Annotated in this window: 15 protein-coding genes and 1 tRNA gene; 8 read left to right on the top strand and 8 right to left on the bottom strand. The window is 43.4% G+C overall.

Going from position 1 to position 23,053, the window contains the following annotated elements:
* Positions 1 to 10: 10 nt before the first annotated feature.
* The 7 genes from RUMAL_RS13235 (at position 11) to RUMAL_RS13200 (ending at position 11,838) form a co-directional block, all read left to right on the top strand.
* Positions 11 to 742, top strand: a complete 732-nt coding sequence (locus RUMAL_RS13235) for an ABC transporter permease (RefSeq protein WP_013499207.1) — start codon at positions 11 to 13, stop codon at positions 740 to 742.
* 16 nt (positions 743 to 758) lie between these two features.
* Positions 759 to 2,279 carry a GldG family protein gene (locus RUMAL_RS13230; protein WP_013499206.1) on the top strand — a complete coding sequence of 507 codons (1,521 nt, stop codon included), beginning with the start codon at positions 759 to 761 and terminating at the stop codon, positions 2,277 to 2,279.
* Positions 2,276 to 3,676: a DUF4340 domain-containing protein gene (locus RUMAL_RS13225; protein WP_013499205.1), complete on the top strand. Its 1,401-nt coding sequence runs from the start codon at positions 2,276 to 2,278 to the stop codon at positions 3,674 to 3,676. Before RUMAL_RS13230 ends, RUMAL_RS13225 begins: the two co-directional genes overlap by 4 nt.
* A gap of 252 nt (positions 3,677 to 3,928) precedes the next feature.
* Positions 3,929 to 4,012, top strand: a tRNA-Leu gene (locus RUMAL_RS13220).
* An 846-nt stretch (positions 4,013 to 4,858) separates the two neighbouring features.
* Positions 4,859 to 8,962 carry a pectate lyase family protein gene (locus RUMAL_RS22535; protein ID WP_013499204.1) on the top strand — a complete coding sequence of 1,368 codons (4,104 nt, stop codon included), beginning with the start codon at positions 4,859 to 4,861 and terminating at the stop codon, positions 8,960 to 8,962.
* Positions 8,963 to 9,228: 266 nt separating this feature from the next.
* Positions 9,229 to 10,236 carry a substrate-binding domain-containing protein gene (locus RUMAL_RS13205; RefSeq protein ID WP_013499203.1) on the top strand — a complete coding sequence of 336 codons (1,008 nt, stop codon included), beginning with the start codon at positions 9,229 to 9,231 and terminating at the stop codon, positions 10,234 to 10,236.
* Positions 10,237 to 10,551: 315 nt separating this feature from the next.
* Complete coding sequence (locus RUMAL_RS13200) at positions 10,552 to 11,838, top strand: glycoside hydrolase family 5 protein (protein WP_013499202.1); 1,287 nt, start codon at positions 10,552 to 10,554, stop codon at positions 11,836 to 11,838.
* Between the two features lie 136 nt (positions 11,839 to 11,974).
* Here RUMAL_RS13200 and RUMAL_RS13195 read toward each other — a convergent pair whose 3' ends face one another.
* The 6 genes from RUMAL_RS13195 to RUMAL_RS13170 form a co-directional block, all read right to left on the bottom strand.
* Positions 11,975 to 13,378: a diguanylate cyclase domain-containing protein gene (locus tag RUMAL_RS13195; protein ID WP_013499201.1), complete on the bottom strand. Its 1,404-nt coding sequence runs from the start codon at positions 13,376 to 13,378 to the stop codon at positions 11,975 to 11,977.
* Positions 13,379 to 14,040: 662 nt separating this feature from the next.
* Positions 14,041 to 14,940 carry a cation diffusion facilitator family transporter gene (locus tag RUMAL_RS13190; protein WP_013499200.1) on the bottom strand — a complete coding sequence of 300 codons (900 nt, stop codon included), beginning with the start codon at positions 14,938 to 14,940 and terminating at the stop codon, positions 14,041 to 14,043.
* Between the two features lie 293 nt (positions 14,941 to 15,233).
* The gene (locus RUMAL_RS13185) at positions 15,234 to 15,572 is read right to left on the bottom strand and encodes a hypothetical protein (RefSeq protein ID WP_013499199.1); all 339 of its coding nucleotides are present in this window, start codon (positions 15,570 to 15,572) and stop codon (positions 15,234 to 15,236) included.
* A gap of 35 nt (positions 15,573 to 15,607) precedes the next feature.
* Complete coding sequence (gene prmA, locus RUMAL_RS13180) at positions 15,608 to 16,576, bottom strand: 50S ribosomal protein L11 methyltransferase (protein ID WP_013499198.1); 969 nt, start codon at positions 16,574 to 16,576, stop codon at positions 15,608 to 15,610.
* 300 nt (positions 16,577 to 16,876) lie between these two features.
* Entirely contained in the window at positions 16,877 to 17,299 is a 423-nt protein-coding gene (gene ruvX / locus RUMAL_RS13175) for a Holliday junction resolvase RuvX (RefSeq protein WP_013499197.1), read from the bottom strand.
* 11 nt (positions 17,300 to 17,310) lie between these two features.
* Complete coding sequence (locus tag RUMAL_RS13170; RefSeq protein WP_013499196.1) at positions 17,311 to 18,177, bottom strand: DUF6709 family protein; 867 nt, start codon at positions 18,175 to 18,177, stop codon at positions 17,311 to 17,313.
* A 485-nt stretch (positions 18,178 to 18,662) separates the two neighbouring features.
* Here RUMAL_RS13170 and RUMAL_RS13165 point away from each other — a divergent pair, with 485 nt between their 5' ends.
* Entirely contained in the window at positions 18,663 to 19,412 is a 750-nt protein-coding gene (locus RUMAL_RS13165; RefSeq protein WP_013499195.1) for a hypothetical protein, read from the top strand.
* Positions 19,413 to 19,619: 207 nt separating this feature from the next.
* Here RUMAL_RS13165 and RUMAL_RS13160 read toward each other — a convergent pair whose 3' ends face one another.
* Both RUMAL_RS13160 and RUMAL_RS13155 read right to left on the bottom strand, forming a co-directional pair.
* Positions 19,620 to 20,918, bottom strand: a complete 1,299-nt coding sequence (locus tag RUMAL_RS13160) for an O-acetylhomoserine aminocarboxypropyltransferase/cysteine synthase family protein (RefSeq protein WP_013499194.1) — start codon at positions 20,916 to 20,918, stop codon at positions 19,620 to 19,622.
* Between the two features lie 499 nt (positions 20,919 to 21,417).
* A complete protein-coding gene (locus tag RUMAL_RS13155) occupies positions 21,418 to 23,022 on the bottom strand; it encodes a peptide chain release factor 3 (protein WP_013499193.1) in 1,605 nt (534 codons plus the stop codon).
* Positions 23,023 to 23,053 lie beyond the last annotated feature (31 nt).

Below are 23,053 nucleotides of genomic sequence, written 5' to 3'. Positions count from 1 at the left end.
GGTGTGCAAAATGTTTTCTTTATATAAAAAGGAGATCCAGTCTTTCTTTTACTCACCGTTCGCGTATGTGCTGTCGGCGCTGTTCATGCTGATCTTCGGTATCTTTTTCGTTATCGGTATAGCAAATATGAAGACCAGTGTGTACCAGTTCTCCTTCCCTGATATGTTCTATAACTATTTCTTCTATTTTATGTTTATCATACCGCTTCTGACCATGCGTTCATTTGCTGATGAGCGCCGCGGAGGTACGGAAGTGCAGCTGCTTACCAGCCCGCTGACTATAACACAGATCGTGCTGGCGAAGTTTTTTTCTATCGTGACTGTATTTGCATTCATGCTGGTGCTTTCCCTTTTCTTCCCGATCTATGTATCGTTCCACGGAACGGTAATATGGTCTTCACTGATATGCAGCTATGCCAGCTTCTTCCTGTGGGGACTTGTATGCATTGCCATTGGTATGCTGCTCAGCTCTATGCAGAGTAATGCGATCATCGCAGCGATTATCGGTGAGATAGTTATGGAAGGTTTCCTGGCTCTCGATCAGCTGGCGGCAACTAAGTGGATAGAGAGCAATCCCAAAATGAATTCTGTTATTACATGGTTCTCTATGCAGCGACGTTTTCTGTTCTTCGCACAGGGTCTGTTCCGTCTGGAAGATCTTATATTCTTCCTGAGCCTTACTGTTATGGTGCTTTTCTGGATAATACTTCACATAGAAAATCGCCGCCGCAGCCATAACTGATTGGAGGGAATGATACATGGCACAGAAAGAAACCAATAAACGGAAAAAGTCTTTCGGCTTTACCGCCGTTGCGCTTATTTTCGCAGCGATCTCGCTGGCGATAGTCGTAATGATAAATCTGATGGTATCGCGTCTGGATATCACATGGGATCTGACACCCACAGGCATTTACAAGCTCACTGATACCACCACGGATTATCTTGATTCAGTTGACAAGAAAGTCAATTTCTACTTCCTGCAGGATATGGATGAACTTTCAACTGTAAGAGAGTTAATGCCGCTTTACAACGCTATGAAAGAGTATTCCAGCTACGACTGCATCAATTTTGAAGCTTTCGAGCCTGACAGCGAACCTGAAAAGACCAAGGAACTCAAGAAACTCGGTTTTGAACTATCTTCGGGTGATATAGTTGTTGAGTGTGAGGGCAGAAGCAAGCGTATCCCAAGATATACGATGTTCAATACTATCAACACTCCAAGCAGCGATGGCAAGCAATCAAGAAGCTCTTTTTACTTTACAGGTGAGAACATAATCACAGGTGCGATAGATGCTGTTGTTACAGGCAGAGAGACAAAGATCTATTTCCTGACCGGTCACGGTGAAAAGTCTGTCGATACCGATTACACCAAGCTGAAAACTAATCTTGCGGCACATAACTATATTGCCGAAAATCTTGATCTGATCAGCAAGGATTCCGTTCCCGAGGATGCCGCTATAGTTATTTTGGCAGCTCCCAAGAACGATATTTCGGACAATGAGCTGAAAACTCTGAACGATTATCTTGACAGAGGCGGAAACATCTGCTTCTGGATGTCGCCAAACGATGCTGAACTTGATTATGTCAACATTGAGAAACTTTTGAAGGAATACAACATCGGCATGGACTATGACGTTGTTGAAGAGACCGACCCCAGTCTGTATGTTCCGAATGATCACACGATTTTCATGTGCAGCTTGGTAGTTGCAGATGAAACCACCGATATCGATATTACAAGTGAGCTCAGGGACATAGTAGATAAGGGTGGTGCGATCCCTACTATGATAAATTCAAGAAGTTTTGTATCGATCTATAATCAGGGTACAAACAGTGATCACGTATTTAACGGTTCACTTCTCCAGACGACAGACAAGATAGGCGACGGTTCTTCTACTGCTATCGGCAGACCTTACGGAGGCGCTAAACCTCGTGAAACTCTGGCAAACAGTGTTCTGGATCTTGCGATGTATTCAACTGATAAGGCTCGTGCAGATTCAAAGGTCATGGTTATCGGTACTGCCGATTTTATGGATGATGATAATATCGATCAGGCTTATTCGACAGTTCTTGTAAACCTTCAGTTATCTGTATTCTCCTGGATGTATGATTCCGAACTGGCACTTGACTTCGGCATTGGAAACAAGGAGCAGACGGTCGATGAAATGGTAATAGAAAACAGATCCAAGGCGATCGGTACAAATGTCATCTTCATCGCTGTACCTGTCGTTGTCGGTCTTATCGGCGGCGCAGTATATCTCAGACGGAGGTATTCAGAATGAATCGCAGATCAATGATCGCCACCGGTGCTGCTCTGGTCATTCTCCTGGGAGGTGTCGCAGGTGCATATTACTACGTGGATCATAAAAAGGATAATGAGGAAGCGGCAGTTAAGGAAGAAAAAGATGCTCTCAATCTGTTTTCATTTGATTCCAACACCGTCAAGGGCATAGATATAACCAACTCCGAAGGTCATTTTAATTTGACCCTTGATAAATCGGGAAACTGGAACATTGAAGAAACTGATTATCAGTACAGCTTTACCCCTTACAGCTATTACCTCAATGTTATTGCTGCTTCTATGAGCAGGCTGAAAGCTGACCATAAAGCCGATTTTAAAGAAGGGGATATGAGCAGGTATGGTCTGGATTCACCTGTGACTATCGTGTGTCACACAGACGACAAGGATTATACTCTTCTTGTGGGAAACAGTTCGGCGACCGAAGAATTCTGCTATGTGATGATACCCGGTGATGATACGGTATACTGTATTAATAATGACACGGGCAAGGAACTGCAGTGTGATATCTCAAAGCTGCGTGATCCTTACATCTTTAAATGTGATGACAATGATATAATACAGTTCTCACTCGTCCATAACGGAGAAACAAGCTATGATCTGCAGCGTAATTTTGACGGAGATGCGATCTGGACGATGAATGCGCCTGAAACGGATGTCAGCATTGATGCCATAACTGTGAATACCGTACTTACTAATCTGGTGCGTGTTCAGGCAGGTAAGTTTGAAGGCTTTACCAAGGATGAGAACGAGCTGGCAAAGTATGGGCTGGATAAGCCTGCATACACCTTCACTGCGGTGACTGATGAAAAGACATATATACTTGAATTCCCCGAATTCAGCGAGGACGCTGAAGAGGTCTGGTGCTATGATGCTGACAGCTGTGCTGTCTGCTCCATATCTATAAATAATGCAGCTTTCCTTTCAGGCAAGTGGTATGATCTGACAGCCAAGCAGGCGATGAGGGAACAGTTTATGTCTGTATCTTCGCTGGAGATAGATGTCGAGGGTGAAAAGCACAAGCTGAGCATGGATCACGAGGCACAGAAGTACATCTTTGATGATACTGAAGTAACAGCGTTGGGTAATGATGATGCGGCTGCGAATTTTGAATATCTGTTTGCATCGGTATCTGAAATGGAGCACGCTGATTACCGTGATGATGTACCCGAGAAAATGGGTAAGCCGACCTGCACATTCAGCTATACACTTACAGACGGCACAAAGCGCGAACTTGCTCTTGTACCTATAGATGATGAGAGCTACTGGGCGTATATAGATGGTAAGTGTGTGGGCATGACTGTGAACCGCAGTGCCCTTGAAAGCAAGAACGGCTGCAAGAATTACATTGAGATCCTTAAAAATGAGATCGGTAATTAAAAGCATGGCTGCTTAAAAAGAAGAGCGATAATGTTGGAGCGCAAATTGGTTTGCGCTCCTTTTATTATAAGATCATCGGTGACTTTGAAGCCTAAAAATACGTATACGGCTAAGATGATACTGATAAAAATAATTCATGAAATGTTTAAGATAAAAATTTTCAAAAGGGGTTGACTTTCTCTGCTCGTTGTGATATAATAGATACTGTTGTGAGGGACAAAACAAAAAAACCTCAAAAACAAAACAGAATATGCAGGTATGGCGGAATAGGCAGACGCGCTAGCTTCAGGTGCTAGTGGGGGCAACCTCGTGGAAGTTCAAGTCTTCTTACCTGCATCATTAAAGACTCGCATTCGCGGGTCTTTTTTATTTGATACTGAAAGAGCTTAGCAGGCACTGAACGGGAGATGATAACTCTGTACAGTGTCTGTTGCTGCAGATGATGCATCCTGATGAGCAGGAGGTGTTAACGAGGCACGTATTTATATGCTGCGAACGATTACAGAAAATTTTATATAGTTTCGTAATTTGAATGAGCACTATATAAAAATATTCGCATACATCACAATTGTAAACAGTCTTTGTTTGTTGCGGGCATAAGGGTGGTGAGTGTTTATTGAATAAGATGTATCGCAGCTATATGTGCGTTTCGTTTATTTTACTTATAAGTCCAAGAACGGAGGAGGGGGCTTGGCTTAACGGTAAGTATAAGTAGGATATGTAAATATTGCACATCTGTGTTCATCTTAAATCATTGAAAGGTACGAAAATAAATTTCGGAAACGTTTACATTTATTTTGGTAGTTGACATATTTGAAATTAGGGACTATACTTTAATTAAGTAATATGAAATAACATAAGTGGTATATAAAAATCAATGACTGCAGCATTGATCGGAGAGCATCACATGGATCTGAAGGCGTAGCGGATCCGGTGAAGCATTGAATGTGAATCAGGAAAATGTTTAATGATTTTATGTAGTTTTTGGAAGATTATTTCTTGTGTGTGGTGTATTTTTAGAACAATCAGCCAAAAAGATACATTTTTTGAATAAATAGTACTGATTTTTGAATGGAAATCCATCAGAAGTTGGTATATAATAAAATCATTAAACAAGAACAAGCTTGTTTCGGTAAAAGGTGTATAATTATGAAAAAGGAATACTAAGGGAGAGTTGATAGTATGAAAGCTAATGTTATGAAAAAGACAATGGCTGCCCTGGTGGCAACAGCAACAGTTGCTTCGTCTTTCGGCGCAGGGGTAAGCAGCACAGGTTCACTTCCGTTCTTTGCAGTAGGTATGGTAGTAACAGCTGAAAGCACATCTACCGTAGCAGTAACAGCGGCATCAGGCTATGCTGAGGGCGCTTATGCAGAGTGGAGCGCAGTTTCCGGCGCATCCGGCTACAATGTATATGTTGACGGAACAAAGATCGACAGTATGCTGATACGTCAGTATTCATCATGCTTCCGTGCAGATGCACTGGGTCTTAAAGCCGGCAGCCATACACTGAAGATAGTTCCTATCATCAGTGGCAAGGAAGATACCTCAAAGGCAGGCAGTGTTCAGGTGAACACCATAGCTCATGACCGTTCGGGCTTCGCATTTGTAAACGGCTCATCTTCCGGCGCTTATAATGACAATGGTACACTCAAGTCTAATGCGACAGTTATATATGTTACTAACTCCAACAAGGACAGCGTAACAGTTACAATGCCTGACAAAAAGGGTTCTTCCACTTCTGTAAAGGGCATACAGAACATCATCACAAATCTGAAGAGCAATACCAAGTGCGGTCCTGTTTGTATCCGTTTCATCGGCAACATCACCGACCCAAGCACTCTTTCCAGCGGCGACCTGTATGTTGATACCGTTACCTGCGGTCTGACCATCGAAGGTGTCGGCAAGGATGCTACTTTTAACGGTTTCGGCTGCGTAGTTAAGAATTCCTCAAATGTTGAGATCAGAAACATCGGTTTCATGAACTGCAACAGCTCTGAGGGCGACAACGTTGGTCTGCAGCAGAAGAATGACCACGTTTGGGTTCACCACTGCGATATGTTCTACGGCGATGCAGGTTCCGATGCTGACCAGGCTAAGGGCGACGGCGCACTGGATACCAAGACATCTACCTACATCACTCATTCCTACAACCACTTCTGGGATTCCGGAAAGTGCAACCTGCAGGGTATGAAGTCTGAAACTACCAGCAACTACATCACATATCACCACAACTGGTACGATCACTCTGATTCACGTCACCCCAGAATCAGAACCTGCTCGGTACATATCTATAACAACTACTTCGACGGCAACTCCAAGTATGGCGTAGGCGTTACACTGGGCGCATCAGCTTTCGTTGAGAACAACTACTTCCGTAACTGCAAATATCCTATGCTGATATCCAAGCAGGGCTCCGATGATGCTACAGGCGGTACATTCTCAGGTGAGAACGGCGGTATCATCAAGGCTTACAACAATACTGTTACCGGCGACAAGACCAAGGGCTATGTTTCTTATCAGAAGAACTCCACTGACTTTGACGCTTATGAGGCAAGCAGTGCGACCGAGAAGGTTCCTTCTTCCGTAAAGGCAAAGCAGGGCGGCAGCACATACAATAACTTTGATACTTCAAGCGCTATGTACAGCTACACTGCTCAGTCACCTGCAGCAGCTGTTGAAACTGTAAAGGCAAATGCAGGCCGTGTTCAGGGCGGTGACTTCAAGTGGACATTCAATAACTCAGTAGATGATGAGAGCTATGCAGTCAACAACGAACTGAAGTCTGCACTGAAGTCCTATAAGGATTCCATCAAGGCTATAGGCTCCGGATTCTCTGATTCCACAACACCTTCCCAGAACAATAACAATAATAACAATAACAGCAGCAGCTCACAGCCTGATACCTCTTCAAGCTCCAAGCCTGATACTTCATCAAGCTCACAGGGCAATAACAATACATCTTCGTCATCTTCTGCTTATGCACATGACTTCACAGCTAATGGTACCTCCAGCAGCTTCTTCTCTATCAGCGGTAATCTGTCTACCTCCAAGGGCTCTGTAAGCTACGGCGGAAAGACACTTACTCAGTGCCTGAAGATCGAGAACGCTACAAGCATCAGCTTCAAGGCACCCGCAGCAGGCAAGCTGACACTGGTATTCGCTGAGAGCACAGGTACTATAAAGCTGGACGGAACAAAGCTGACAGCATCTAACGGTGTTATCACTACAAATGTTTCAGCAGGTACACATACTCTTGCTAAGGCAGATGTAGCAAATCTGTTCTATATGGTATATTCTACCGATGGCAGCACTTATGTTGAGCCTGGCAACAGCTCATCCCAGAATCAGAACAATGACAGTTCTTCTCAGTATGAGAACAACAATAATAACAATAATAATAACAATAATAACAACAATACCAGCAGCAACGTTAATATAAACGGTTTTAAGATTATAAGCGCAGGCGGCTGGAACGAGGCTCTGTATCTGGTAATGTCAGGTATCAAGGATTCTGACGTAACAGGCGTATCTTATTCCGGCGCAGCTTCCGGCAAGCTGACAGGTGATGATCTTGCTTATCTGGTAAGAGATACATCTTCCGGTCTGAGGATCGATATCCCCGGTGTTCCCGCAGGTACTTATTCTATATTTGTTGCTACTTCCAAGGGCACTATCGTTCAGAGCGGTCTGCAGGTAAATGCACAGGATCGTTCGGGCTATGCACACTATAACTATACAGCTGGCGTAGGTGCTTACACCGATAAGGGTACACTGAAGTCCAACGCAAAGGTGATCTATGTTACTAATGATAACAAGGATAAGGTAACTGTTACCTCCAAGGATGGCACTACTGTTACAGGTATCGGTAATATACTCAACTCTGCAGGTCAGGATATAGGCGGCGGAAAGACCTCCAACGGCGGTTCAAAGTCTAACTCCAATGCAGGTATCATCAAGAAGCTGGCACAGGACGGCACTCCTCTGGTCATCCGTATAATCGGTGACGTTAAGGCTCCTTCCGGTCTGACAGCTTATGACTCCACCGACTTCGGCGGCAGCGTAGGTGATAACGGCTACATGGCAAGAATGAAGTCAGGTAAGGATATCACTATCGAGGGTATCGGTCCTGATGCAACAGTTAACGGCTGGGGCTTCCACTTCATGGCTGAGTCTGCTGCAACTGACTTTGGTAAGAGCTTTGAGATCAAGAACATAGCATTCAAGAACGTTCCCGAGGACTGTGTAGGTATGGAAGGCGTTCAGGAGAGCTCCAAGCTTACAGCACCTGTTGAGAGATGCTGGGTACATAACTGTGAGTTCTATGCACCTTCTATCTCCAACCCTGCTGAGTCTGATAAGGCAGGCGGCGACGGTGCTTGCGACTTCAAGCGTGGTCTGTACTTCACAAACAGCTACTGCTACTATGAGGGCTACCACAAGACTAACCTGGTAGGTGCTTCTGACAGCAACCTCCAGTTCCACCTGACATATCACCACAACTACTGGAACAAGTGCGAATCCAGAGGACCTCTGGCTCGTCAGGCAAATATCCATATGTACAACAATATATTTGAAAGTCAGTCAAGCTACTGCATGAATCCCAGAGCTAACGCTTATATCTTCTCTGAGTACAATGTATTCAACAACTGCAAGAATCCTATGCAGGTTAAACTGGGCGCAGTAAAGAGCTACAATGATGTACTGAACGGCTGCAAGGGCGATATGCAGGGTACTGTAGTATCCAGCAAGTCTACAAAGGTAAATACTGACTGCCAGTATGCAAACTTTGATACCAATTCGTCTGTATGCTACATTCCTTCCGGCAACTATCTGCTCCATACCGATACCTCCAAGCTGGCATCTTATTTCGATGTTTACGGCGGTACTATGGATGCTACAACTGTAGTAAACGGCAAGACTTCTACTGAGACTTCGCAGAATAACAATCAGGAGAACAATAATCAGGAAGAGCAGAATAACAATAACAACAATAATACCGGTAAGATCGATTATCCTACAAATGTAAGGGCTAATTACAGCACACAGTATCACCAGATCCAGTTCGTATGGGACAAGGTAGAGGGTGCTGACAGATACGGTATAGCTGTATATCTGGCAGGCAAGTGGAGGATCCAGACTTCCAGCATCACTACAAACAGCTTTGTTACTCCTAAGAACCTGACTCCCGGCATGACCTACAAGGTTGCTGTTGCTGCAAGAGTTAATGGTCAGTGGAATACTACCGATCCTATCAAGAACGCTATCACAGTTACTGTAAAATAATCTGAGAATGCGTTAACATCAACAATGAGCGACAGTTTCGTATGAAGCTGTCGCTTTTTTATCAGGTTAAAAATACTACTTCCCAAAGTAATATTAGTCCGAGTGGTGTTACGCAGTGTTATACTTGCGGATCACATAAAAATAAAATCCGTGTTAAATATGTGTGTTCAAATTAAAAATCGCAAAAATTATATTGACAAAGTAGACGATACAGTTTAAAATATAACAGAACGGAAATATATTTTGATAAATAATCGGAGGTCAAAATGGCTAAAAATGCAACGTTGAATGATATAGCCAAAGCTTGTGATACCAGTATAGTTACTGTATCAAAGGCGCTTAACGATAAAAAAGGTGTCAGTGATGAACTGCGCAAAAAGATCAAGAGCGTGGCTTGTGAGCTGGGCTATGTATCGTCACGGTCGGTTTCTGTCCCTAACGACCATATTGTTGGCGTGATAATACCTGAAAAATTCATGAATCCCAACGGTTCTTTCTATTGGGCGCTGTATAATGCGTTGGTAAAGAAATTTTCCGATAAGGGATATTACTGCCTTATCGAACAGCTTTCCGATGAGAATGAGAAGGATCTGGTGATACCAAAGCTGGTGCTGGATAATTCTGTTTCATCCATAATATCTCTGGGACAGGTCAGAAAAGAATATATCAACGAGCTCAGAAAATACTTACCAAATATTGTGCTCTTGGATTATTACATCCATGGTATGGACATTGATTCGGTAACAACTGACGGATACGGCGGCGGATATGAACTGACTACCTACCTTTGCGGACTTGGTCATAAGGAAATAGGTTATATCGGTACAGTCAGGGCGACCAGCAGTATATTCGACAGATATATGGGTTATATGAAAGCCATGATAGACAACGGTCTGGAGATAAGGAAGGAATGGACTCTTGATGACCGCGATGATCATGATTTTATAGAGATCGATTTTCCCGATAAACTGCCTACAGCATTTGTATGCAATTGCGATGAAGCTGCTTTCCATACTATAAGACAGCTGGAGCGCAGGGGGATAAGGGTGCCTGAGGATATCTCGGTAGTGGGATATGACAACTACCTTATATCGGAAATATCAAAGCCTTCCATAACAACTATAAATGTTGATTCGGAAAAAATGGCAGAGGAAACAGTAAATATGCTGCTTTCAAAGCTGAATTCCCCCAACAGGGAAAGAGCTAATATAAAGATAAGCGGTGAGCTTATCATAAAGGAGAGTGCGGCAAGGCCCGGCTCATCCGCGAAATGACCTGCTGTTTTCAGCTGAGTAATTTTAATCAAAATGCAAAACCCCTGAAACTTTTGCCATAGGGTAAGGTCCGTCCATACACAGGTATGGGCGGATCTTTTTCATATTAATGATCCCTGGGGATATAATATAATGAAATAATATGGAAATACTGCACATTCAGGATAATTATAAATTATCAAAAACAACGATTGTTTTTCGTGAATTCGTTTACATTTTAATATACCGTTGACTTAAATTTACTTAGATGATATACTAAATGTTAGCAAAGGTCTAATAGTGTATAGGCAATGTGAAACGAAAGGAAATGGTAGTATGAAAAAGTTCAAGAACATTTATTCAGGCATGAGCGCGGCATTTATCGCAGTTTCTGCAGCGGCAGCTATGAGCTGTATCAGTGCGGGCGCTGCACAGAGCGGCTTCCATGTAAGCGGTACAGAGATCCTGGACGCTAACAACGAGCCCTTTGTTATGAGAGGCGTTAACATCGCTCACGCATGGTATCAGAACGATACCAACACATCTGTTATCGGCGCGGCTGAAAATGGTTCCAACACTGTAAGAGTAGTTGTAGCTGACGGTCAGAAATGGTCAAAAACTTCAAAGAGTGAGCTTGAGAACATCATCAATATCTGCAAGGAGAATGATGTTATCTGCATCCTGGAAGTGCATGACGCTACAGGCAGCAACAACACTTATGATCTGGATAATGCCGTAAATTACTGGATCGAGAACAAGAGCGTTCTTCAGGGAAATGAGGAATATGTAATACTCAATATCGCTAATGAGTGGTACGGTGAATGGAACAGCTATAATTGGGCAGAAGGCAACAAGTCAGCTGTTAAGAAGCTCAGAAATGCCGATATAGATAATATGATCATGGTAGACTGCGCTGGCTGGGGACAGTATCCTGCCTGCATAAAGGAATACGGCAGATCTGTATACGAGGCTGACGTTGACCGCAATACTGTATTCTCCATACATATGTATGAGTATGCAGGCGGAAACGCTTCAACCATCAAGAAGAATATAGATGACGCGCTCAGCATAGATGTACCTGTTGTTATAGGTGAATTCGGCGGACAGCACACAGGCGGTGACGTTGATGAGGCTACTATCATGAGTTACTGCACTCAGAAGAATGTAGGATATCTTGGCTGGTCATGGAAGGGTAATAACTCCGATCTTTCATATCTGGATATCTCGTATGATTTCGCAGGAAAGTCCCTTACACCCTGGGGAGATGCTCTTATAAACGGCTCAAACGGCATAAAGGCTACTTCCAAGAAGTGTTCAGTCTTCGGCGGTCAGCAGCAGCCTGAATACAACTATTCTCAGCCTGAGATATCTTCGATCCTTTATGATATCAAGTACCACCAGTTCCGCATCAACTGGACTCCTGTTCAGGGCGCAGAACAGTACGGCATAGCTGTAAAACTGGCAGGTAAATGGAAGGTCCAGGAGTATACAAATAATACTACCTTCACTTCTCCTAAGCTCAGACCCGGCAGCAGATACACTATGGTAGTATGCGCTAAGGTAAATGGTAAGTGGCAGACCGCTGATATAGCACACAGAGCCTTCACTGTCACCGTAAGATAATAATACTCATAAAAAAGTAACTGCTTCATGGCAGTGCTCATACAGAATATTGTTGGTAACTACTGGATTCCCTCAATAATTATCACAAACGTTCTATATGAGTACCCGCCCTGAAGCAGTTAATTTTTATAATATGTTATCTTCCGAAGATGGAATTATCTGAGGATTTATTTTTGTAATACTCTTCTTTATCGAGTTTACAGTTTGCTTCGGCTTCGATGAAGATTTTACGGTAGCTGTTATGTTTTTCTTTATCGTATGATACAGTACCTTTAGCGACGGAGAGCAGGTGTTCCTTAACGTGTTCGTCGTTATACTTATCTATCTCGGCATCGAAAGCAGCAAACAGTTCCTCCATTTGGAAACGTGATACTTTATCCGCCAGAACTATGAACTCATCGCCTGTGACATGATAGACATTGTCCTTGCCGAATACGTTTTTAAGAATATTCGCGCATTCAAACATGAGCTTTTCACCTGCTTCAAAGCCGTGGTGGGTGTATATCTTTTTGAGACCGTTTATATCAAAGAAAGCCACGGAGAAATCACCCTTACCCTCAGAGATATCCTTGTCTAATTCTGATATCTTATTTCTGTAAGCCGCCTTATTGTTCACACCTGTAGTCTGATCGGTGTAAACCTCTGTGTTGATGTACCGCATATACTTTTCGATCTTTTCGTAAGCCTGGTCAACGCTGGCGGTCAGTGATGCATATTCGTTTTGTACGGTTTTATCATGTACAGCTTCGCCTGATGCAAGAGTTTTAAGAACTCCGCTTTTGTTGCCGGGCAGCAAATCCATTTTCTTTATTGAGTTTCTCATGATAATGTCATCCAGCTTTTCTGTTTCTGCATTGAGCAGTTCCAGCTTAGCCAGCATACGCTCGAAACTCTTTCGGTTTTTGGACATAAGCACACCTGCAAGGGCAATACCTATGGTCAGGGCGGCTGCGGTCAATATTATGGCTATTGTAATATGAGAATTCATCTTCTGATCCAGCAGATCAGCGTTGAAGTCAACACCTATAATACCCACGACATTTTTCTCGGAATCGAATATCGGAGCGTAAGCCGAGTAGAATCTGCCCCATTCGTCGGAATGAGTATATTTATCTACGGCTGGTGTTCCTTTGGCGGCAGTCTTCAGAGCCTCGGTGGTTTCTATAGTTTCACCGAATTCCGCAGGATCTTCACGGTCAGGGTCAATGGTGAAAGAGAAAGTTCCGTCGCCGTCATCGTTGATACCGTAAATGTAATCAAGATCAATATTATCGTGGTATGATCGGAGTATTGCAGCTGCTCTTTCATATTCCTCGGTGCCTTTGTCGTTAGCTGTTACAGTTTTTATCTCATCGCCGTTCATCTGTGCTGCGGCGGTTTTTGCAACGTCCAGCATCCTTCCGTATATCTGTTCCTTTAATGATCTCTTGGAGATCTCCATGAGTATGATGCCCATAAGCACATTGGTTGCCAGCAGAAGTGCAAGCGCTATTATGAAATTTTGTTTGCTGGTTTTGAATTTTGCATTATCTTTTTTCATTTTGTCACCTCATCTTTATAACTCGATCTTTAAATATTGTGCAAATGTAAATACAATATTTCTAATGTATATTAATTATAACAGATTGGTGTTAAAATGTCAAGCTTTTCCAGTTGAATTGATATAATATCAAAAAACAGCCTCCGAAGAATCGAAGACTGTTTTCAAGCCTGTATAACAGACGATATTTTCTGCCGACGTGCTGCCCGACAAAGGAGAAATGAGCAAATAAATGATTGAAGTTAAATAATTCCGGACATCACATCGGTTTTGGAGAAAAGAGTCCAGAAGGTCCGATAATACGTACATCTAAACAGCATCTACAAAAATTGGAAAAATCAATACTGTTGCCTGATTGCACACTTAACAGATCTATTATGAACCTGCTTTTGTTCAAAAAGGCGAACCTTCTGTTGATTATTAGTATAGCACATAACAATGAAAATGTCAATAGGATTTATAAATTTTTATCTTATTACATATTAATTATAAAGACATATTTATAGTGATGCTTTAGTGAAGTTCAATAATATGTTAGAATATTTGTCTTAATTGCGGCTAAAAATAAAATTAAAACTTAACAAAAAGTGGACATATAAGGTAAAGCGGTATATATTACCACATTTCCTTTCTGTCCACATTCATATCATTTATTCGTTGTTTCAGATATCGGGGTTGATGTGTACCATACAGTGCTTTACATCGGGGAAGGCGGCTTCAATTGAATCGTGAACTTCCTCGGCGGTGTTATGGGCTTCAACAAGGGTCTTGAAAGGATCCATGCGAATCTCTACCTCAACATATATCCTGGATCCGAAAAGTCTTGTCTTGAATTCGTCAATGCCCAGAACATCCTTTGTATTCAGTATCAGTTCTTTCATCTCGCTGATGACCTCATCGCTGCATGACTTATCCACCATTTTATTTACAGCATCTATGAATATATCAAATGCCGCTTTTTCAATGAATACGCAGATTATCACGCTTGCCAGAGGGTCAAGCACAGGCAGACCCATTCTTGCACCAAGTATTCCCGCGAATGAACCGATAGAGGAAAGGGAATCGGAACGGTGATGCCAAGCATCAGCCATAAGTGCCCCTGAATTTATCTTCATAGCCGCACGTTTAGTGTAGTGGAACATAGCTTCCTTGACAAGCACTGATATAACAGCGGCTGCCAGTGCCAGCGCCCCCGGCACCGCAATTCCGCCCGATGTTTTACCTGCTATCTTTTCAACACCCTTTATACCTATACCTAAGCCTGTGCCGGCAAGTACCACCGCAAGTATCACAGATGCCACGCATTCCATTCGCTCATGACCGTATGGGTGTTCCTTATCGGGCTGTTTGCCTGCCATTTTTACGCCTGCAATAACAACGAATGTACTGAATACGTCCGAAGCCGAATGCACAGCATCGGATATCATGGCACCCGATCGTGCAAATATGCCTGCCAGCAGCTTCAGCAGTGAAAGGGCTGTATTTACAAGTATACTGACTATTGACACCTTCATGGCAAGGCTTTGAGGATCCTTCTGTTTAACGCTGTTATCTCCGCTCATAATATCATCTCCTGAAAAAATCACCCACGTAATGCCGATCGGCCACAGCTTGAAGGTTTGCTGTATATCCTGTTTCCGCAGATGAACTTCACAGCACTGTTATGTACTGCCGTCTGTTTGTATATCTTATTCATCAGGTGTTTATCTGAGAACTGTTTTGACCTTTGATAGTATGTATCGTTTATGTGAATTATAGCACATTTTTACAGAGAATGCAATACTGTAAAATAATATGCCGACAGCACTAATATCCCTGTGCGGCCGGCATTTTTTTGTAATATTATAAATAATTGTCAGTTTATGCCTTCTGCGAATGATATGGGAACGCCGAAAAGCACACCTGCGTTAGGCTTTGAAAGATCACCTGTAACGCTGTGGATAGCTTCTTTAGCGATCTCAACCTGATCTTCATGAACAGCTACAAATATAGTCTTGCCCTTCTGGTTCGGGTCTTCACCGCTTAGCAACGCTCTGAGAACACCTATCATAGGGAGATTGTCCATATCAGATATGGATTTTGCCATGCCAACGCTGTCAATACAGGTACCTCCCTTTATTCCTGCCGAAGCAAGAGCGTGCATTACCATGTCTACCAGTTCCACTCTTTTGATCACTAAAAATAACAGCTGCATTTTAGCACTTCCTTTCGTTCTGCTGTTTTACGGGTTTAGGGAGCTTTGAAAGAAGCTGCTACCCAATCCTCTTTTTCTCTTATCTCATCAAGTACGAAGCCCTGCGCTTTTATAACATCAAGTACTTCATCCTTGCGCATATCTATTATACCGGATACTATCAGTCTGCCGCCCTTTTTGAGGAATCCTTTGAACAGACCGCTCATACCTATAAGCACATCAGCCACGATGTTTGCGCATACCATATCAAAGCCTGTACCGATCTCAGCCACCAGTGCGGGATCATCGATAACATTTCCGCATATAGCATGGTACTTTTCGGCAGGGATCTTGTTCTTCTCAGCATTCTCGCCTGCTATCTTCACAGAGTTTGCGTCGATATCGATAGCTGTACATTCTTTCGCTCCCAGAAGAACAGCACCTATTGAAAGTATACCGCTGCCGCAGCCGAGGTCTAGTACTCTGTCGCCATCCCCGAGATACTTCTCGACCAGTTCAAGGCAAAGCTGTGTGGTGTTGTGCTGACCTGTACCAAAGCTCGATGCAGGGTCTATCTCAAGTATCTTTCTGTTCTCGCCCTCGGGAACAGGTTCCCAGCTTGGCTTTATCAGAAGTTTGTCACCTATCTCCAGCGGCTTGAAGTACTGCTTCCAGTTATTTGCCCAATCCTCTTCACGGACGTTTTTGAGCTCGTATTCAAGTCTTCCGAAACTGCTTTCGCTGTCACGGTCTTTAAGTGCTCTGAGCTCCGCCTTGACAGCTTCCAGGTAGTCAAGACCCTGTGCATTTTTCGGGAGATAAGCTGTTACTGTAGTTTCACAGTTTTTAAGACCCATAAGATCGTCATCGATATAATCCCAGTTTACACTCTTGTCGCTGAGAAATTCCTCGAAATCCTTTGCGTCTTTTATAACAAAACCATTTATGCCAAGTCCCAGCAGACATCCTGTAACTGGTTCAATACCTTCAGATGTTGTAAATATGTCAACTTCGACCCAATCCATTTGATCCTTCCCCTTTTTACATATTATTGTTATCCCTTATCCACACCGCTTTATACTCCGGTATAACGAGGGTACATTTATTATGTGTATCCTTCGCCCACCGCAGACGGAGACCGAATATTGTTTCAGCGCATCAAAAGGCTTATCAGCAGGGTGCGTCAGTGGGATAGCTATTATAAAAATTATCAAAAATCAATATTTACAAATATCATTATATCATGCTTTACACAATTTGTAAATAGTTTTCACAAAAAGTTCAAAAATGAAAGGCCGTGCCACACAGACACGGCCCTCCGCAGCTTATCCTTTGTGCTTTGATCGAAAAGCCAGGTAGCTTTCCAGTATGATAGTAGCAGCTACCGTATCTACCACAGCCTTGCGCTTTTTACCGCGGACATTCGTTTCGTTCAGAAATCTGTGTGCGGTAACGGTAGTCGAGCGTTCATCCCACATCCTGACCTCAACGCTAACAAGTGCGCGGAGCATATCTGCGAACTCTTCGCACTTTTCAGCGCGAACGCCCTTTGTTCCGTTCATATTTATGGGCAGCCCCACGATTATCTCGCCTGCGCCCTGTTCCTTGGCTATATCTGCTATTTTCTGTGCCAGCCTGTCAGCATGGTACTCGGTTATGGTGCATACGGGTGAAGCAAGCATCTCGGAATTATCCGATACAGCTATGCCGGTACGTGCATCACCGTAATCAACTGCAAGTATACGCATTATTATCCTCCTCAGAGTTTAAGATTTGAAGTGTCGATGGAATCCATTTCGGCATTTGTTTCCTGTCCCTGAGATGCGTTGTCGCCGCTGTTGTATCCGCCGGGATAGGTATGTGCTTCATAAGCCTGTGCACTGTAACGCCTCATAGGCTCGCCGCCTGTATTTGAGGGCGGTGTGTTGTAATATTCGTCAGGTCCCTGATTAACATAATGGGTGCGGCTGTTCTTGAAAGATTTTGCACGCTTCTTTGAAACTATGAACATTAATATGGGTATAAGAGCGATCACAAGTCCGATCAGCGGCAGGAACTTTGCTGTGGAGAAATCCTGTTCTTCCAGCATATAGTCTGCAAACATCTTCTTGATATCATTTTCGGAGAGTTCAAGGGTCTTCATGTATTCCATGGTGTAGCTCATAACTTCCTCGGGAACAGGTCTTGCCTTGACCTCCAGGTACACAGGGTCGGTATTGCTTGTGACCTTCTGATCGGGATGATCGAAAACGAAATTAGTGTGTATAGTAAGACTGTCCATTGTCTTTATGGTATCCTTGTCAGTGGCGTGGACTATAACGAAATATTCATCACCTTTATCGGGAGTTACAAAGCATAGATAGTAAGGCGTTAACTGCTTTTTTACCGGTATCCCGTAGACTGTCTGTGTGCTTTCAAGGGTTGCCACCGTACCGAATACGTATTCTATCTTGCCTGTGATAAGTTCATCCTCAGAGTAATCCGTTCTGCCCATCTCGTATATCTTCCCGAAGTCTTTTTTCCAGATCTTTACTGCATCGCCCATGGAGAATACTATCATAAGTATGCCCACTATGACCGCGATAACTTTCAATAATGCTATTCTGCGGCTAAAAAATGTTCTCATATTTTTCCTCCTTTTCATTTATCATCATGGCTATCCCTTTAGTACAACACCACGAAGTGCTATATAACAATGAAATATCGTGCTGATATTATCCTTCACCTGCCTCAGGCAGTGGGAATAATGACCGTCGGGTATTTCAAATTCCAATATAACACCGATCAATATGGTATGCCGGAGGTATAGCTATTAATTTATTGATATGCAATAAAAAATGTGAATTTATTTTGTGCTTTAAACACAATGATCTGACTTCGACTTTGTGAGAAATGTGAAATGAAACGTTTAAGATGTTCTTTAATTATATACTAATTTACAGACTTTGTCAACCTGACGATTTTAGAGCAGTGTAACTGTGAATTTTTACTTAAATTTACAGTCTGCCTATTTACTTAGTAGCTGAAATATGCTAAAATAACCTTGTATTAAAATGGTATTAGGGAATATGTTAGTTCGGAAATAGATAATGATATGAAAGGGTGCATGAAATGAGAAACAAACTTTTCAGCAGGATCACAACTGCATTAATGGCAGCATTTGTTATGGCAGGTCAGTCTGTCATCGCCTTTGCAGACGGTGATGTTCAGCTCGATTGCTCAAATGCGGTCGAATCGGATAACTGGACACAGAGCGTACAGTTCAATTACAACGCTGAGGATCCAGATGATCTCAAGAGCTTTGATGCAACAAGGATCACAGATCAGTCTGTTGTTACAGTAAAGTATGATATCCTTGAAACTTATGAGACCGAAACCCCTACAGGCTACCCCGTAGAGCTTATCATCCAGAGCTGGTCTAATCCCGATACCCCAATGGTAAATGCCACAGGCGGTGTATGGGGAAAGGTAGCTCCTGCTGAGGTCGATACCGAGAATAATACCGAATCCTTCAACTATGCTGATATCGTAACTGCATACGGCTCTGACAATTTTGAGAAGGTCGATGCTTTGCTTTTCGGTTCTACCAATGATGCTAAGATCAAGGTAAATTCCGTTACTATCACTAACTGCAAGGACGAAGGCAATCACTGGGTAGATCCTTCTATCGCTGAGCAGGAAAAGGCAGCACAGGAGAAAGAGAAGGAAGCCAAGAAGAAGAATATCGTCGGCATTATCATAGGTATAGTTGCCGGTGTTGCAGTTGCTGTAGGTGTTATATGGTTCATAATCAGCAGCAAGTCCCGTGAGGCATTCGATGTTTCTACAGGCGAGTTCGTTGATAAGAAATCTGCAAAGTAAACTTAAATAATATACGCGGCATGATCCTATAAAGGGTCTGCCGCGTTTTTGTTTAACGTTTCGTGATAATAAAACGGTACTGTATATATCAAATAACGCCGCGGTACTATGGCTTGCCGCGGCGTTTTTTATTAAGAAGGTATGATCGTCAATGACCTATAAAATACTTTGTTATGCTATCTGTTCTGAAAAGCTTCGCACCAAGCCTTACAGCGCTTTAAATGCTTCGGAGAGGTCTTCTATGATATCGTCGATATGTTCGGTACCGATGGAAAGTCTGATAGTATTGGGACGGATGCCCTGCTCCAGCAGTTCTTCTTCGTTGCACTCGGAATGTGTTGTAGATGCAGGATGTATAGCCAGTGACTTAACGTCAGCAACGTTAGCAAGCAGGCTGAACAGCTGCAGATTGTCGATGAACTTCTGAGCCTCTGCTGCGCCGCCCTTTATCTCGAATGTGAATATGGAACCGCCGCCGTTGGGGAAATACTTCTTGTAAAGCTCCTGCTGCTTGGGATCCTCAGAAACAGAGGGGTGATTTACCTTTTCTACCTGGGGCTGAGATTTCAGGAACTGCACTACCTTCAGTGCGTTCTCAACATGACGCTCAACTCTCAGTGAGAGTGTTTCAAGACCCTGCAGGAATACAAATGCGTGTACGGGAGAGAGGGTAGAGCCTGTATCTCTCAGCAGGATAGCTCTTATATAGGTAACATAAGCTGCTGCGCCAACTGCCTTTGTGAAGCTTACACCGTGGTAGCTTACGTTTGGTTCATACAGCCAGGGGTGCTTGCCTGCACCCTCCCAGTCGAAGTTTCCGCTGTCAACGATGATACCGCCTATAGTTGTGCCGTGACCGCCTATGAACTTGGTAGCTGAATGTACAACGATATCAGCACCGTGTTCGATTGGTCTTACCAGATAAGGTGTAGCGAATGTATTATCAACTATCAGTGGTATATTGTGTGCGTGTGCGATCTTAGCGATGCGCTCGATATCAACTACCTCGGAATTGGGGTTGCCGAGAGTTTCGATCTCGATAGCCTTGGTGTTATCCTGAATAGCAGCTTCGATAGCATCATAATCGAAAGGATCAACGAATGTGCTTTCGATGCCGTAAGCGGGAAGTGTGTGCTTCAGCAGGTTGTAAGTACCGCCGTAGATGTTCTTAGCAGCTACGATGTGGTCACCTGCGTGAGCTGCACCCTGTATAGCGTATGTTATAGCAGCTGCACCAGAGGATACTGCCAGAGCAGCAACGCCGCCCTCCAGTGAAGCAACTCTTTCCTCGAAAACGCCCTGTGTGGGGTTTGTAAGTCTGCCGTAGATATTGCCTGCATCTCTCAGACCGAATCTGTCAGCAGCGTGCTCGGAGTTGTGGAACACATAGCTGGATGTCAGGTATATCGGTACTGCTCTTGCATCGGTAGCGGGGTCGGGGTTCTCCTGTCCTACGTGAAGCTGTCTGGTCTCGAATCTCAGTTTTCTTTCATTTATATTGCTCATAGTTATTATCCTCTTTTCTTATAATTTAAAATTTAAATAGTATCGATCAAGCGTTTTTAAAGCATCGTACAACACATTCGCAGATGTGATGATACTTTTACGCTTCGGCTGATATGTTTCATATCATCACCTGCTTTCTTATCATCTTTATCCTACTTGTTTACTAGGTTTCTTTCGATGGACTAATAATATCATATTTTTCCTATCATGTCAATAGGTTTTTAGAAAATTATTTATCTTTGTAATTTCTGACTAGATATCCTATCAAAATACTAGGTATAATACAGCGCTTTTACCTAAGAAAAAAAGACATAACAGCATAAAAATATCCGTGATACTTAATGGCGGTATCCATAAAGAAAATTTATTATCATTATTGAGGGAAAATTCTTTTGAAAAAAAGAGTTTTCCCTGAGTATCAGCATAGCTGAAAATAATGATAACAAACGTTCTGTATGAGTACCCGCCTTAGTACCACGGGTATTGATGTACATATTTATTACTGCAGTGCACCGCGGTTGAACTCGCTGAGTTCAAGACCCTCATTCTTTTCAAGTGCCCAGCGGATATTCCATTCACTTGTGAACAGCAGCAGATAATTTCCGCGGAAATCCTGCACCAGCTTGGTATCGCTGGAAAGCTTCAGCTTCTTAACGTCGATATCCTTGTTGTCTATCCACCTGATATGGCTGTATGAAAGGCTCTCCTTGAAAAGTTCAACATTGTACTCGTTCTTCATACGGTACTCGAAAACTTCAAGCTGGAGCACGCCCACAACGCCGATGATCACTTCTTCCATACCTGTTTCGGGTTCCTGGAAAATCTGTATCGCACCCTCCTGAGCTATCTGGGTAGCGCCTTTTACGAACTGTTTACGCTTCAGGGTGTCCTTCTGTCTTACGCGCATGAAGTGTTCGGGGGCGAATGTAGGTATCGGCTCAAACTCGAACTTTCTCTTCGGTGAACATATGGTATCGCCTATGGAGAATATGCCGGGGTCGAATACGCCGATGATATCGCCTGCGTAAGCCTCATCGATTATCTCTCGCTCCTGTGCCATTATCTGCTGTGGCTGAGAAAGGCGCATCTTCTTGTTGCCCTGAACGTGGAGAACGTCCATTTCCTTATCGAATTTGCCCGAGCATACGCGCAGGAAAGTGATCCTGTCGCGGTGAGCCTTGTTCATGTTAGCCTGTATCTTGAATACGAAAGCTGAGAATTCGGGGTCAAAGGGGTCTACAAGACCTTCGCTGCTCATTCTTGCGGTGGGAGAAGTGGTCATCTCCAGAAATCTTTCAAGGAAAGGCTCAACGCCGAAGTTTGTCAGTGCAGAACCGAAGAATACGGGTGAAAGCTCACCGTTTCGTACTTTATTTATATCGAACTCGTAGCTTGCGCCGTCCAGAAGCTCGATATCGTCTGAAAGGTTCTGATGCAGATGCTCTCCCAGCATATCATCCAGTGCGGGATCGGAAAGCTCGACTTCCTCCATAGCTACCTTTTTCTTGCCGAAAGCCATTTCCGAATCACTGGAGAATGATATGATATGACGCTTATCTCTGTCGTATACACCCTTGAACTCCTTGCCGCAGCCGATAGGCCAGTTTACGGGATAGGTCTGTATACCAAGCTCGTTCTCTATCTGTTCGATAAGGTCAAAGGGGCTGCGTGCCTCTCTGTCCATTTTGTTTATGAATGTGAATATCGGGATATGTCTCATAACGCAGACCTTGAAAAGCTTTCTGGTCTGGTTCTCAACACCCTTTGAAGCATCTATCACCATTACAGCGGAATCCGCCGCCATAAGGGTACGGTAGGTATCCTCCGAGAAATCCTGATGTCCGGGAGTATCGAGGATGTTTATGCAGTAGCCGTCGTATTGGAACTGCATTACCGATGATGTTACAGAGATACCTCTCTGTTTTTCTATCTCCATCCAGTCAGAAACTGCATGACGGGAATTTTTCTTTCCCTTAACAGCACCTGCCTGTGCGATAGCGCCGCCGTACAGCAGGAACTTTTCCGTAAGTGTGGTCTTACCTGCATCGGGGTGCGATATTATGGCGAAAGTTCGCCTGCGGTTTATTTCTTCTTTTAAGCCCATTAATTTTCCTCCGTTATATGTGAGACCCTCC

Origin of the sequence: Ruminococcus albus 7 = DSM 20455, assembly GCF_000179635.2 — a bacterium.
GTDB lineage: Bacteria > Bacillota > Clostridia > Oscillospirales > Ruminococcaceae > Hominimerdicola > Hominimerdicola alba.
Note: the sequence above shows the minus strand (reverse complement) of the source record. Positions and strands in the feature narration are given on the sequence as shown.

Coding starts and splice junctions, on each gene's coding strand:
- RUMAL_RS13195 (WP_013499201.1), bottom strand. CDS start 13,378: ATGAAAAAAGATAATGCAAAATTCAAAACCAGCAAACAAAATTTCATA.
- RUMAL_RS13165 (WP_013499195.1), top strand. CDS start 18,663: ATGAGAAACAAACTTTTCAGCAGGATCACAACTGCATTAATGGCAGCA.
- RUMAL_RS13190 (WP_013499200.1), bottom strand. CDS start 14,940: ATGAGCGGAGATAACAGCGTTAAACAGAAGGATCCTCAAAGCCTTGCC.
- RUMAL_RS13230 (WP_013499206.1), top strand. CDS start 759: ATGGCACAGAAAGAAACCAATAAACGGAAAAAGTCTTTCGGCTTTACC.
- RUMAL_RS13155 (WP_013499193.1), bottom strand. CDS start 23,022: ATGGGCTTAAAAGAAGAAATAAACCGCAGGCGAACTTTCGCCATAATA.
- RUMAL_RS13170 (WP_013499196.1), bottom strand. CDS start 18,177: ATGAGAACATTTTTTAGCCGCAGAATAGCATTATTGAAAGTTATCGCG.
- RUMAL_RS22535 (WP_013499204.1), top strand. CDS start 4,859: ATGAAAGCTAATGTTATGAAAAAGACAATGGCTGCCCTGGTGGCAACA.
- RUMAL_RS13185 (WP_013499199.1), bottom strand. CDS start 15,572: ATGCAGCTGTTATTTTTAGTGATCAAAAGAGTGGAACTGGTAGACATG.
- prmA (WP_013499198.1), bottom strand. CDS start 16,576: ATGGATTGGGTCGAAGTTGACATATTTACAACATCTGAAGGTATTGAA.
- RUMAL_RS13200 (WP_013499202.1), top strand. CDS start 10,552: ATGAAAAAGTTCAAGAACATTTATTCAGGCATGAGCGCGGCATTTATC.
- RUMAL_RS13225 (WP_013499205.1), top strand. CDS start 2,276: ATGAATCGCAGATCAATGATCGCCACCGGTGCTGCTCTGGTCATTCTC.
- RUMAL_RS13235 (WP_013499207.1), top strand. CDS start 11: ATGTTTTCTTTATATAAAAAGGAGATCCAGTCTTTCTTTTACTCACCG.
- ruvX (WP_013499197.1), bottom strand. CDS start 17,299: ATGCGTATACTTGCAGTTGATTACGGTGATGCACGTACCGGCATAGCT.
- RUMAL_RS13205 (WP_013499203.1), top strand. CDS start 9,229: ATGGCTAAAAATGCAACGTTGAATGATATAGCCAAAGCTTGTGATACC.
- RUMAL_RS13160 (WP_013499194.1), bottom strand. CDS start 20,918: ATGAGCAATATAAATGAAAGAAAACTGAGATTCGAGACCAGACAGCTT.